Origin of the sequence: Sedimentibacter hydroxybenzoicus DSM 7310, assembly GCF_013403245.1 — a bacterium.
In the GTDB taxonomy this organism is placed as follows: Bacteria; Bacillota; Clostridia; order Tissierellales; family Sedimentibacteraceae; genus Sedimentibacter; species Sedimentibacter hydroxybenzoicus.
Genome location: NZ_JACBNQ010000005.1, coordinates 17,302 through 29,787, shown reverse-complemented (window position 1 = coordinate 29,787; position 12,486 = coordinate 17,302). Strand labels below are relative to the sequence as shown.

The window sequence follows — 12,486 nt, the reverse complement described above, 5'->3', positions numbered from 1 at the left end:
AGGAGGAATTATGCAAGGTAAATTAATTGATAAAAATTGCAATGTATGTGGAAAACAATTAAATACTTGGGATGCTAAATGTTCTAAAGCCTTAGCTTATAAAAATCTCGTCTGCGAAAAGTGTATCGCTAAAGAGTACGGAATAACCACAGATGAATTAAGAGATAAGTTAGAAAATTTCTTCGGAGTAAGACCATGTATGGGAATATAGACGATTGGAATAAAACGAAAAACAAACTAACTTTGGATTTGTTAGAACAAGGATACACAAAGGACAATCATCCTGAATACGTCAAGTGGCATAGCGGTATGCATGAATTCGAGTACACATCAAAATTTCTATATGACAGTGTGTGGGAAGCCCCATGCGGTGTAATGAGGAAGGGATGCTTTACATCTGGTTACATGTGTTATGCAGGAATTCAATGGAGGGTAGAGAACAATAATTACAACTTCCATTGTCCGTATCGTAAAAAAGAATGTGAATTACGGCACCCGCTATTGAAAGATAAAATAAATGTAGGCGGTCAATGTTCATGGCATTTGTCTGATAAGCCATATGATTATGACAATAGTGCAGAGAAAATTAAGGACGAAAGACAGAAACTTACATTAGAAAACCTCAATAAGAAATTTGGAACAAACGGGATGATAAGTTGTACCTGCTGCCATATCAATGAAGATACCTGTGAGCCATATTTCAAATATGAACCGTATAATTGCATTAACTTCACAAAAAACGGATGTTGGAATGGGACATGCTGGTGTACAGGAAAAGAAAGAGATTTAACTCTTGCAAACATCTATTACGATGTAAAAACAACAACAGAATATAGAAAAGGCTTTATAGTCGAGCCTGTTATACAGATTGTAAAAGGTAAAAAATTATTTGACAGTAGAAAGGCAATGACCGATTTGGAAATGTATCTGAAATTATATCCAGATGCAGTTTATGAAAAAGAAAGAATGAGACATCACATACAATTGCATCGGGCTAAATACTGTGATGAAAAATTTGAATTGGAAGTGCTCAACATCCGAGTTGAAAAGCGGGAAAGTCGGGACCTGATGCAAGACCTTGAGGATATAAGAGATGGAATAGAAGTTGTACATGAAAGTGACAAGGTGAAGAAAAATAAAGCAGACAAAAGGAATCGCAGAGAGAAGTATCAAAAGGATAAACAAAAGCGCATAAAGAAAGAACAATTAAAAAGGCTCGAAAAGAAAATAAGGACGGGAATGTATAAGGATTTGGATGGAAATATAGTACCTTTAACATCGGAACTCTTAGAACATGCTAAAGAAAAATTAAAGGAAAATGGAATTGAAATAAGAGAACAGATAGGGATTAATGATTTGTTAGGAGATGATTAATTGATTAAATTTACAATACCAGGAGAACCAAAAGGCAAAGGACGCCCTAAATTCAGCAGTAAAGGAAAATTTGTAAAAGCTTATACGCCTGAGACTACAGTGAATTACGAAAATTGGGTTAAGATATGTTTTCAAGAAGCGAGACAACAAATGCTCACAGGGCAATTGCACGCCGAGTTAAAATGCTTTTATTCTATACCCAAGAGCTTTACAAAGAAAAAGAAAAAAGATGCTTCTAATTGTATTTTAAGACCTACAAAGAAGCCTGACATTGATAATATATGCAAGATAATATTTGATAGCTTAAACGGACTTGCATATGCGGATGATAAGGATATTGTGAGCTGCAAGGTGGATAAGTATTACAGTGACAACCCAAGAGTTGAAGTAGAGATATGGATGGTGTGAAGTCGATTAAAACAATAGAATACCGATATGCAATCATCTGCAAGGCATTTAATCAAGAGTACATATACAAGCCCTATGCCGATACAAAGCAGCTTAAAAGAGGTATAGACAAGCTAACAGCGCGGATGCCAGGGATATGGTATAGGATTGCTAAGATAAAAATCACTATAGAGGAGGGGTAAATTGAAGAAAGACCACATAAGAGATTATGCAACAGAAGCATTTAGATACTATGCCTTCATGGGGAAACCTCACAAAGAAGACTTAGAGAAGAAATACTACCAAGAAGCGCTTGAAGAATATGAAAGGAGGCGGCGGTTGGGTGGGACAGGCATAAGTAAACCAACAGAGCAAGCTGTTATGTATGCTGAAGGTATTTTAAGACAAAAGCAAGCGGAATTATGGGACGTGCTTGCTGTAGAGAAGACATTAGCACAGTTACATATATGGGAGAGACAAGCAGTGGAGATAGTGTATTTTGAAAGACCACACAGGGAGCTTGAGAAAAATGATATTTCTATGAGAGTACAAAAAGCAGTCATACATATACCGGCGAGCGAGCGCAGTGTGTATTATTATCTTAAAAAGGCAAGAGATATATTTGCATTCGAGAGAGGATTAAGAAAATAATTTTTAAAAGTTTGCAGTAGTAGCACCTTGTCAATATGATATTATGATAGTGTCCAAGATTGACTGTTATTGATTCTTCTTAAATCCTCCTCAAAAGAGACATTTGAAATATAGTGTCTCTTTTTACGTTATTTTGTAGACAGGAAAGGTTTTCTGTTGTATAATTGTGGTAAAATATCGGGAGGATTTTATATGTTTGAAGAATACAATGAGATGTTCAGAAAAGTAATAGAATTGGCGGAGGCTTATTATAAAGCGGAATGCACAAAAGAAACATATGAATCAACTATAGATTTTGACGCATTAGAAGATTTGAAAAAGGACATCGAAGAAAAGGCACTGGAAGACTATTTGGATAAGTTAGATTATGAAGTTATAAAAGTACTGCAAACAATTATGTATATTGGAAGAGATGGCATAGATGAAAAAGATATAAGCCCGCAACAAATATACGAAAGGGCGCGTGAATATTTTGATTCCAGAGGTTGGCATGAAGATAAAATGATAGAAATATATCTAATGACAGAAAAATTCCCATTAGTTAATTATTTGAAAGATGGATTTAAGCTATTGAAAATAAGTATATAAAGAACTCCTAATCGGGTTCTTTTTTAATACAACGACACTATTCGTTAACCGGGATGCAATATAATTTTAACCGTGTGCAATTCGACACGGTTTTGTTGTATCCGGACGGTGGAGTAAGTTCATTTTACGTTAGAAAATACACATTTTAAATTTTACGATTTTGTGACGATGCAGATATAAATTAGACTGCATAGGGTGAGGGGTGGGGAATTTAATGTTGTAAAATCTTTCCTGTATGGTTATAATATTTAAAAAAGGGAGGTATTCAACAAATGAAAAAAGTGTTAAGATATTTTGTAATTGGAGCTATTATACTAACTCTTTTAATAGGGACAGCGATAGGACAGACTATAACAAGTACAATTGAGGTTGTGTACAATTCGGTCAATTTAACAGTAAATGGACAGAAGATTAATGCAGACAACATTCTATATAACGGCACAACATATGTACCTCTTAGAGCAGTCGCTGAAGCTCTCGACAAAGAAGTGGGCTGGAATCAGGAAACTAAGACAGCAACTATAAACGACAAGGCAGAAACCGTGAAAGTAATTAGAGTGGTTGATGGAGATACGTTAGTTGTAAACTTTCAAGGGCGAGAAGAAAAAGTGAGACTTATAGGGATAGATACACCAGAAAGCGTTCATCCAGACGCATCAAAGAATGTTGAAGAAGGTAAAATAGCATCTAACTTTACTAAAGATAAGCTTGAAGGCAAAGAAATAGAACTTGAATTTGATGTACAGGAAAGAGATCAATATGGAAGGTTATTAGCCTATGTTTATTTAGATGGAGTAATGTTTAATAAAACTTTATTAGCCGAAGGATATGCTCAAGTATCAACTTATCCTCCAAATGTAAAGTATGTAGAAGAATTTACAGAAACACAACGAACGGCAAGGGAAAATAACAAAGGACTATGGAACGAGGAAAATTTTAACAATGAAGTAGTTCTGGAAGTAAAGACTTCAGGTAACTATGTAGGAAGTTTGAATTCAGATAAATATCATAAACCTTCATGCAGATATGCGAAAAATATAGAAAGTTATAATGAAATATGGTTTGATACAACAGATGAAGCGCAAAATGCAGGTTATACTGCTTGTGGGGTATGTAAACCATAATAAAATAAATTTTAGGCATCCAAAGAGGGTGTCTTTTTAAATACAAGGAGGCTAATATGTTAGCGGTGTGTGATGGCAATAATGGATGTAATCAAGAATTTAATTTAGAAAAACTTGAAATTGAACAGTTAGATGATGGCATAGAGAAAACATATTTCAAATGTCCTAACTGTGGCAAGGAGTTCATAGCATTCTACACAGATGAAGCTATAAGAAATAAACAAAAGAAGATAAGAAAGCTCAAGGACGCTAATAAGATTGAAAGACTTAAAAAACATACTGCAATTGATATGAATGTGTTGAGGAAAAGAATTGAACAAGAAGTTATATAACTACATAATAACAGGAGATGTAGATAAGTTTTATAATGATAGGATCTGGCGAAAGAAAAGAAGATACATTATAGAAAGAGATAATAAAGAGTGCCAAAAGTGCAAAAGAAAAGGCGGCTATAGTAAAGCTACATGCGTGCATCATAAGAAGCATCTAAAGGAATATCCTTTACTTGCATTAGATGATGATAACCTCGAAAGCTTATGCGATACATGTCATAACGAAGAGCATCCGGAGAAGCTTATAAAAAATACAAAAGAAAAATTTACTACAGAGGAGCGATGGGAATAATACCCCCGGGTCTGAAAATTGATTTTATTTTCAAAAGCTGTACAGCGGGGTAGGGTATCGGCTCCGGAGATTTTTCAGAATTCTCATATATAGGGAGGGTGGGCATATGGACAAGTTAAGACGAAAGATAGAATTAGCAATCATAAATCAATTAAAGAAAAAGCAAGTATACCAATTTGCCCATTATCAAAATCTTGTAACTGACTATATGAAATTTTGGGATATAAAAAACATGCTTCAAGAAGATATAGAAAAAAGAGGTGTTTCTGTTTATTGGTGTAATGGTGGAGGGCAAGAAGGTTACAAGAAAAACGAAAGTATATCGGAATTGCTTAAAGTCAATAAGCAAATGCTAACTATACTTTATGATTTAGGCATAAGAGCATCCGACTTAAAGGTGGTTGAGGAGGATGAAGAATTATAAGTATCATGAATACATAGACACATGGATGAATTTAGTTGAAAGCGGTAAAGTTCATTCATGCGAAGAACAAAAGTTGTTAATGAGTTTTGTCAGAAAAGTACTCGATGATGATAACATATACATAGATAGTGAAAGAATTTATGAATCAGTTAGAGTAGTAGAGGATTACTTCCCTTTTAAATTACTTGATTTTCAGAAATTCTTTTTTTCGTTTGTGGATGGTGTTTTTTATAAAGATACCGGCGATTTAGTATTTGATGAATACTTTGACTACATGGGTAGGGGCGGAGGCAAGAATGGCTTAATATCATGTATATGTTTTTATCTGCAAAGCGATAAGCATGGTATAAAAAATTATGACATTGATATTGTTGCCACATCTGAAGATCAAGCTAAAACTTCTTTTGAGGAAGTGGATCAGGTTATTGATGATAGTCAAAAATTAAAAAGACTTTTCGACAAGACAAAAGAGGAAATAACTTATAAAAAAACAAATTCAACTTTGCGATACAGGACATCTAACGCTAAGACAAAAGACGGCGGTAGACCCGGAGCAATAATATTCGACGAAGTTCACCAATACGAAAATTATGATAATATAAATGTTTTCATTGGCGGTTTAGGTAAAGTAGATAAACCGAGAATATTTTACTTAACAACTGATGGAGAGGTCAGAGAGTCGGTTCTTGATGATTTAAAAGAAAGAGCCAAAAGAATATTATTAGGCGAAGATCCTCACAATGGATTTTTCCCTTTTATATTCAAGATGGACAGTTTAGGGGAAGTTGATAATCCGGATTTGTGGGAAAAAGCAAATCCTCGTATCAACCACGACAGAACATTAAAAAGAACTGTTATGAAACAATATATTGCAATGCAAAGTAATTCTGAGTTAAAGGTAGCATTCCTAACTAAGAGAATGAATTTACCTACACAGGATGAAGCTAAAGCCGTTGCGGAGTGGCAAGAAATAAAAGCAACTAATCAACCTGTACCGGATTTAGTCGGTTTAGAGTGCATAGGCGGAGTTGATTTTGCTGATTTAAAAGACTGGTGCTCTGTAGGATTGTTATTCAAAAAGAATGGTAAGAGAATATTTAAACAGCACACGTTTATACATGAAAAGAGCTTACAATTCACAAAGTTTAACATAGATATTCAAGAGGCGGTTAACTTAGGGCTTGCTACTATAGTTAAAGGAATTCCTGTTATTTCCGCTGATATTGTATATAATTGGTTTGAAGAACAAGCCGAATGGTATGTTATTAAAAAAGTAGTGGCAGATAGACATAGATATTCTGCATTAAAAGAAGTTTTTGATGCTAAAGGCTTGGAGTTACAGGGAATACCGAACGGATACATTACTCACACAAAATTACATCCGTTAATAACACAACTATTTGCTAATGGCGATTTGATATTTGGTGATGATAAATTAATGCGGTGGTTTTGTAATAATGTATATGTTGACACAGATAAAAAAGGAAATAAGAGTTATCTAAAGATAGAGCCAATCAAGAGAAAAACTGATGGCTTTTTCTGTTTTTTACATTGCATGAGCGCAGATGAAGAGCTTATAGAAATGGGAGAAGGCTTGTTTTTAGATGTCTATACTTATTAGAAAGGAGGTTGAGAATGTATATAACAGACTGGTTTAGAGGTTTATTTAATTTGCATGATGGTACATTGCCTCTTGATGCCTATGTAGGCAATGTAGTCGGCGAAGTGTTTTATAAAGAATTAGCTTTACAGGCAAGCGTAAATTTAATAGCAAATACTATTACAAGAAGTGAGTTTTTAACATACGAAAAAGGCAAAGAAGTAAAAAATGACAATTATTATCTTTTAAACATCGAACCTAATCAAAACAAATCAGCGAGTAAATTTTGGAGAGATGTAATACATAAGCTAATTTATGATAATGAATGCCTTGTAATTCAACAAGACAAGATGTTTTATGTTGCTGATAGTTTCAACCCAGTAAAGTTTGCGTTTAAAGAAAACATCTATAAAAACATTGTAGTCGAGGGTTACAATCTAAAAAATGTTTATACAGAATCGCAAGTCTTTCACTTTGAATTACATAATCAAAGAATTAAGACTGTGATAGATAACTTATGCGAAAGCTATTCAAAATTAATAAAGGCAAGTAGTAAAGGCTATTTAAAGGGTAAAGGAAAAAAAGCAAAACTAACAATTCCTACGAATTATCCGCAAACAGAAAAAGCCCAAGAGGATTTAAAGAAGCTGTTAGAGGAAAGATTTAAGACATTCTTTGAAGCCGAAGGCGACGCAGTACTACCATTGACCAATGGATTAGGCTACGAGGAAATAGGACAAGACAACAAAACGCAAAGTAGCTCAATAGAAGGTAGGCACATCAGGGCTTTTGTTGATGATATTTTCGACTTTACTGCGATAGGGTTACAGATACCTCCGGCACTGTTAAAGGGTAATGTAGCTGATACGGGCAAAGCGGTAAATGATTTTTTAACATTCTGCATTAATCCGCTTGCTAAAATTTTAAGTGATGAAATTAACAGGAAACTATACGGCAAAAAACTATACCTTGAAAGAACATACTGCAAATTAGATACTACAAGAATTAAGGTTGTGGAATTAAAAGACATTGCTAATGCTCTTGATATATTAACAAGAATAGGCGCTTACTGTGTAGATGATAGTTTAAGAGCTTTAGGCATGGAGCCGCTTAATACAGAGTGGAGTAAAGCAAGATGGATGACTAAAAATTATAGTCCAATAGAAAAAATGGCGAAAGGGGATGGATAACTTGAAAAATGAAAACGTAAAGGGAGGTGGGCAGTTGAAACCTGATATAAAACAAATCTTAGATGTCAGATGTGAATTAGTAAATGAAACTGAAAAATCAGTTGATATTTACATGTATGGAAGAATAGTAGACCAACAACCTATTGATTGGTGGACAGGCGAACCAGTTCCAGGAGATTTTATATATCCTGAGGATGTAAGAAATTTAGTTAAAGAAGCTGGGGAAAGAGAAATAAACTTACACATTAATTCAACAGGCGGTAGCATTTATGCATCAATAGCGATCAATAATTTTTTAAAGCAATGTAAGAATAGGATTAATGTTTACATCGATGGAATAGCTGCAAGTGGAGCATCTATTATTGCAATGGCTGGTGATGAAATTAATATGCCATCTAACACGACAATGATGATACATCGAGCTGCTGCTGGTGTTTATGGTAATGCTGAAGACTTTAGAAAAGCAGCACACACATTAGATAAATTCGATGAAACTGTTCTTAATAGCTATAAAAGTAGATTTGTGGGAACTGTTGAAGAATTGAAAAATCTAATTAAAGAAGAAACTTATCTGACGGCTGAGGAATGTAAAGTGTTTGGTTTATGCGATAACATTCTTGAAGAAATGGAAGATAAGTTAGATGCAGAAAATAACGCGGACATTAAGGTATCTTTGTTTGAAAAATACAAGATAACCGCCGAAGAAAAAAACACAAAAGAAACACTATTCAAAAAATTTAATAAAAATGGAGGAAACAATGAGTAAAAAAATTGCAGATTTAAAATTACAATTATTCGGAAAAATGGTTAATCCGGATGCAGAAGCACAAACAGATATAGAAATTCAAAATGAAATGAAAGAAGCTATCGAAAACGGAGATAGCGAGGCATTTGTAAAAGCACAGGTAAAAATGGCTCAAGGAATTCAAGACAGAATTCTAAGAGAGGCAAAAGCAGCCATCAGTGAAGACATTAATGATGATGCTGTTATGGTTAAAAGAGGTTTAAATCCCTTAACATCAGAGGAAAAGAAGTACTACAATGAAGTTATAGGCGCTGGTGGATTTGCAGGTGTTGAAACGCTTGTACCTGCAACGGTATTTGACAGAGTATTCGAAGATTTAAGACAAAATCATCCTCTTTTAAGTGAGATTGATTTTGTTAATACTACTGGAGTGACTGAGTGGATAACAAGAAACAGCGAATGCGAAGCTGCATGGTGGGGAACTCTAACAGCAGAGATTACTAAGAAATTAGAAGCATCCTTCAAAAAAGAAAGAACAGAATTATTTAAACTTAGCGCTTATGTGCCTGTAGCAAAAGCTATGCTTGATTTAGGTCCTGTTTGGTTAGATAGATTTGTAAGAGAAATCCTATTTGAATCTCTTGCAATAGCTTTAGAACTTGCAATCGTAGCAGGAACAGGAAAAGAACAACCTATAGGTATGTTAAAGGATTTAGCAGGCGCAGTTGTCGAAGGAGTATATCCTGACAAAGAAGCAACTGCATTGAATGATTTAAAACCAGTATCTTTAGGTACTAAAATAATGGCTCCTTTAACAAAAGGTGGTACAAGAGCAGTACCAAATGTATTGATGATGGTTAATCCGTTGGATTATTGGGCGAAGATATTCCCAAATACAACCATACCTACTTCAATGGGAACTTATGTTTATGGCGTATTACCTATCCCTGCTAAGATAGTTCAATCAGTAGCAGTACCGCAGAATAAGTTAGTTGCTGGTATGGCAAAAGATTATTTTATGGGTGTAGGTTCTACTCAAAAAATAGAACACTCAGACCATTATAAATTCTTAGAGGATGAAAGAACTTACATTGCTAAGCAATATGCGAACGGGAAACCTACAGACAATGATTCGTTCTTAGTGTTTGATATTACAAACATGGAAGCTCCTGGAGACCTTAAGGTAGTAGTGACAAACATAGACGATTTCCCAGTTGCTTAGGAGGTAATTTATGAGGGTTAAAGTTATAAGAACTTTTAGAGATAAGGAAACACAATCCCTCCACAAAAAAGGCACAGAAATAGATGTGACTAAAAAGCGGTTTGAGGAAATAAACTCAACCGCTTTTGGTGTATTAGTGGAGGAAGTAGTAGAAAAGAAATCTACTAAGAAGTAGGTGATTAAGTGTTACAGGAAATAAAGGATTACCTTAAAATTACATGGGAAGATGAAGATGCTGGCATTCAAAAAATTATAGATAGAGGTAAAAACTATTTTAATGATTTAACAGGAGTGGAGTTGAATTTTGATGAAAATAATCAAGCAAAAACTCTACTCCTTGATTATTGCCGATATGCCTATAATAATGCTTTAGAATATTTTGAGGATAACTTTCAAAAAGAAATATTAAGATTGCAGTTAAAGGAAGCGGTGAAAGATAATGAAGACAAAGTATGAAACCGTTCTTAAAACCGAACAACATGCAATTAAAAATATTTCTAAAGTATTGAATAAAAAAATCATCATACAGAAATATGACACTGTGACAAATGATAACGGTTTTGAAGAGGAAAAGTGGGTTGATTGGACAGAAGTATGGGCCAGTAAAAACAATTTATCGGGTAAGGAGTATTTTGCAGCAAAACAATTTAACGAAGAAAAGACTGTCAAGTTTGAGGTCAGATATCAAAAGTTGCTTGATGAGTTGAACTCTACAAAATACCGAATAATCCACGATGGAAAAATCTATGACATAACCTACATTGACAATTTTCAATATCGGAATGAATGGCTCGTTATTAAGACTTTGGAGAATGGCATATGGCAAGAATAGAGCTTGATGGTTTTGATGAATTGAATAAACTTCTTGAAAGTATGACTATTTCCGAAGAGGATGAAAAAAAATCTATATCAGCTGCTTTAGAGCCTGTTAAAAAAGAGGTCGAAAAGAATACTCCTGAAGGTAAGACAAGAAAATTAAAAGCATCTGTCAAAACAAAAGTAGGCAAAGAAGACGGTCAAGTTATAGGTAAGGTTATATTAGATGAGTATTACGGAAGGTTCCAAGAATACGGAACAAGCACGCAAAATAAAAATGTAGGCTTCTTTGCAAGAAGTATCAGAAAAAGCAAAGGTGAGGCTATGAAAGTTTTAAAAGCCGAATTGCTGACCAGGTTAAAGTAGGTGATTAAATGTATCAATTTGTTAGAAACGTATTAATGGATAAAGAAATTACTGATTTAACTGCAGATAAAAAAGTTTATTTGATTAAAGGGACTAACGCAACAGCTCCGTATGTAGTTTATACATTTATAGATGAATGGGGAGCGGAGTTTGCAGAAAATGAAGAAATAGCAACTAACTATAATGTACAAGTTGACATATTCTCAAAGGGTGATTTTACGGAATTAGCAAATAAAATAAAAGTAAAAATGAAAGACAATGATTTTTATAGGACAAGTGCCAATGATTTTTATGAAAATGACACTCAATTATATCATTGTGTTTTAAGATTTAACTATACGAAAGAGAGGGATTGAATATGCCTAAAGTAGGTTTAGAAAAATTATACTATGCAATATTAACAAAAGATGACAAAACAGGATTGACATACGAAGCTCCTGTTTATTTACCAGGAGTAAAAGAAATAACAGTGAATCCTACTACCCAAACTGCTAAATTGTTTGCAGAAAATAAATTATGGGACCAGGATACAGCACTTGATGAGGTTCAAATAGGAATCAACTTAGCTGATGTTTCAAACAAAGATAGTGCTATAATGTTGGGACAAACAGTAGCTGCTGAAGGTGGAGTGTTTGCGAATGAAGCAGATGAACCCCCATACCTTGCATTGCTTTACAAGGCAAACAAATCAAACAAGCAGGCAAGGTATCAGGTGCTTTATAAGGGTAAGTTATCATTGCCGCAGGAAAACAATAAAACAAAAGAGGGACAAACAGAATACCAAACACCGCAAATGTCAGGTATATTCCAGCCGACTATAAATGATGGTAATTGGAAATATCAGGTCGATACAGATGATCCCGATTGTCCAACTGATATCGAAACTGCGTTTTTTGAGAATGTGATAATACCAACTAAAAAGGTGACAGAACCATAGGATAGATTAATTTCTATCCTTTTCTTTTTATAGGAGGAAGTATGATAAATATCGAAGTAAGAGAATTTAAAATACGATTAAACGGTAAAGAATATACATTTAGATTAGATTTTAGGGCGTTAATTAAGTTTGAAAAAAAATACGGTAAAGATGGATTGATTCTTTTTAATAATTTTCTAAAAGGTGAAGATGTGTATGACAGCATAATAAAAATCTTATCCTGTTCATGTGAAGAAAGAGAATTCGAAGAGACTGAATTAGCGCGACTGTTAAGCTTTGACTTCCAGACCATGCAATTAATGGACAAGATTACATTTGCCTTAGTAGAGGGAATGATTACTAAAACAGAGGGTAAAGCGCAAAAAAACGAGCAAGCCAGTCAGAACAAGAACATATAGTTGATTTTGACTGGTTTTATTATGTTGCAACAGTAATTTT

General features: G+C 34.2%; 21 protein-coding genes. All 21 read left to right on the top strand.

All coding sequences use genetic code 11. The features are described 5' to 3' along the window. Positions 1-10: 10 nt before the first annotated feature. The 21 genes from HZF24_RS06925 to HZF24_RS06825 all read left to right on the top strand — a co-directional run bounded on the left by HZF24_RS06925 (position 11) and on the right by HZF24_RS06825 (position 12,446). On the top strand, positions 11-211 hold the full coding sequence (locus HZF24_RS06925; protein ID WP_179237566.1) for a hypothetical protein: 201 nt from the start codon (positions 11-13) through the stop codon (positions 209-211). Then, on the top strand, positions 196-1,374 hold the full coding sequence (locus HZF24_RS06920; RefSeq protein WP_179237565.1) for a hypothetical protein: 1,179 nt from the start codon (positions 196-198) through the stop codon (positions 1,372-1,374). Before HZF24_RS06925 ends, HZF24_RS06920 begins: the two co-directional genes overlap by 16 nt. Then, positions 1,375-1,782 carry a RusA family crossover junction endodeoxyribonuclease gene (locus HZF24_RS06915; RefSeq protein WP_218835270.1) on the top strand — a complete coding sequence of 136 codons (408 nt, stop codon included), beginning with the start codon at positions 1,375-1,377 and terminating at the stop codon, positions 1,780-1,782. It abuts the gene before it with no gap. After that, positions 1,770-1,964, top strand: coding sequence for a hypothetical protein (locus HZF24_RS06910; protein WP_179237564.1), 195 nt, complete (start codon positions 1,770-1,772; stop codon positions 1,962-1,964). The genes HZF24_RS06915 and HZF24_RS06910 overlap by 13 nt, the downstream gene beginning before the upstream one ends. A gap of 1 nt (position 1,965) precedes the next feature. Next, positions 1,966-2,412 carry a hypothetical protein gene (locus HZF24_RS06905; RefSeq protein ID WP_179237563.1) on the top strand — a complete coding sequence of 149 codons (447 nt, stop codon included), beginning with the start codon at positions 1,966-1,968 and terminating at the stop codon, positions 2,410-2,412. Between the two features lie 192 nt (positions 2,413-2,604). Next, the gene (locus HZF24_RS06900; RefSeq protein ID WP_179237562.1) at positions 2,605-3,000 is read left to right on the top strand and encodes a DUF3775 domain-containing protein; all 396 of its coding nucleotides are present in this window, start codon (positions 2,605-2,607) and stop codon (positions 2,998-3,000) included. A 272-nt stretch (positions 3,001-3,272) separates the two neighbouring features. After that, positions 3,273-4,124 (top strand): thermonuclease family protein, encoded by an 852-nt coding sequence (locus HZF24_RS06895; RefSeq protein WP_179237561.1) that lies wholly within the window; start codon positions 3,273-3,275, stop codon positions 4,122-4,124. A 56-nt stretch (positions 4,125-4,180) separates the two neighbouring features. Continuing rightward, positions 4,181-4,456, top strand: a complete 276-nt coding sequence (locus HZF24_RS06890) for a hypothetical protein (protein ID WP_179237560.1) — start codon at positions 4,181-4,183, stop codon at positions 4,454-4,456. After that, entirely contained in the window at positions 4,437-4,748 is a 312-nt protein-coding gene (locus tag HZF24_RS06885; protein ID WP_179237559.1) for an HNH endonuclease, read from the top strand. Before HZF24_RS06890 ends, HZF24_RS06885 begins: the two co-directional genes overlap by 20 nt. A 106-nt stretch (positions 4,749-4,854) precedes the next feature. After that, positions 4,855-5,172 (top strand): RNA polymerase subunit sigma-70, encoded by a 318-nt coding sequence (locus tag HZF24_RS06880; protein ID WP_179237558.1) that lies wholly within the window; start codon positions 4,855-4,857, stop codon positions 5,170-5,172. Next, the gene (locus tag HZF24_RS06875; protein ID WP_246345983.1) at positions 5,159-6,793 is read left to right on the top strand and encodes a terminase TerL endonuclease subunit; all 1,635 of its coding nucleotides are present in this window, start codon (positions 5,159-5,161) and stop codon (positions 6,791-6,793) included. The genes HZF24_RS06880 and HZF24_RS06875 overlap by 14 nt, the downstream gene beginning before the upstream one ends. Positions 6,794-6,807: 14 nt before the next feature. Then, entirely contained in the window at positions 6,808-7,962 is a 1,155-nt protein-coding gene (locus HZF24_RS06870) for a phage portal protein (RefSeq protein WP_179237557.1), read from the top strand. A gap of 1 nt (position 7,963) precedes the next feature. Then, the gene (locus HZF24_RS06865; protein ID WP_246345981.1) at positions 7,964-8,728 is read left to right on the top strand and encodes a head maturation protease, ClpP-related; all 765 of its coding nucleotides are present in this window, start codon (positions 7,964-7,966) and stop codon (positions 8,726-8,728) included. Further along, on the top strand, positions 8,721-9,929 hold the full coding sequence (locus tag HZF24_RS06860) for a phage major capsid protein (RefSeq protein WP_179237555.1): 1,209 nt from the start codon (positions 8,721-8,723) through the stop codon (positions 9,927-9,929). Before HZF24_RS06865 ends, HZF24_RS06860 begins: the two co-directional genes overlap by 8 nt. A gap of 10 nt (positions 9,930-9,939) precedes the next feature. Further along, on the top strand, positions 9,940-10,104 hold the full coding sequence (locus tag HZF24_RS06855; protein ID WP_179237554.1) for a hypothetical protein: 165 nt from the start codon (positions 9,940-9,942) through the stop codon (positions 10,102-10,104). A gap of 8 nt (positions 10,105-10,112) precedes the next feature. After that, positions 10,113-10,385 (top strand): head-tail connector protein, encoded by a 273-nt coding sequence (locus HZF24_RS06850; protein WP_179237553.1) that lies wholly within the window; start codon positions 10,113-10,115, stop codon positions 10,383-10,385. Next, a complete protein-coding gene (locus HZF24_RS06845; RefSeq protein ID WP_179237552.1) occupies positions 10,369-10,761 on the top strand; it encodes a phage head closure protein in 393 nt (130 codons plus the stop codon). Before HZF24_RS06850 ends, HZF24_RS06845 begins: the two co-directional genes overlap by 17 nt. Continuing rightward, entirely contained in the window at positions 10,749-11,111 is a 363-nt protein-coding gene (locus HZF24_RS06840) for an HK97-gp10 family putative phage morphogenesis protein (RefSeq protein WP_179237551.1), read from the top strand. Before HZF24_RS06845 ends, HZF24_RS06840 begins: the two co-directional genes overlap by 13 nt. A gap of 8 nt (positions 11,112-11,119) precedes the next feature. Next, positions 11,120-11,467, top strand: coding sequence for a tail completion protein gp17 (gene gp17 / locus HZF24_RS06835; RefSeq protein ID WP_179237550.1), 348 nt, complete (start codon positions 11,120-11,122; stop codon positions 11,465-11,467). Between the two features lie 2 nt (positions 11,468-11,469). Next, entirely contained in the window at positions 11,470-12,048 is a 579-nt protein-coding gene (locus HZF24_RS06830; protein ID WP_179237549.1) for a major tail protein, read from the top strand. A 41-nt stretch (positions 12,049-12,089) separates the two neighbouring features. Further along, positions 12,090-12,446, top strand: coding sequence for a hypothetical protein (locus HZF24_RS06825; protein ID WP_179237548.1), 357 nt, complete (start codon positions 12,090-12,092; stop codon positions 12,444-12,446). Positions 12,447-12,486: the final 40 nt, after the last annotated feature.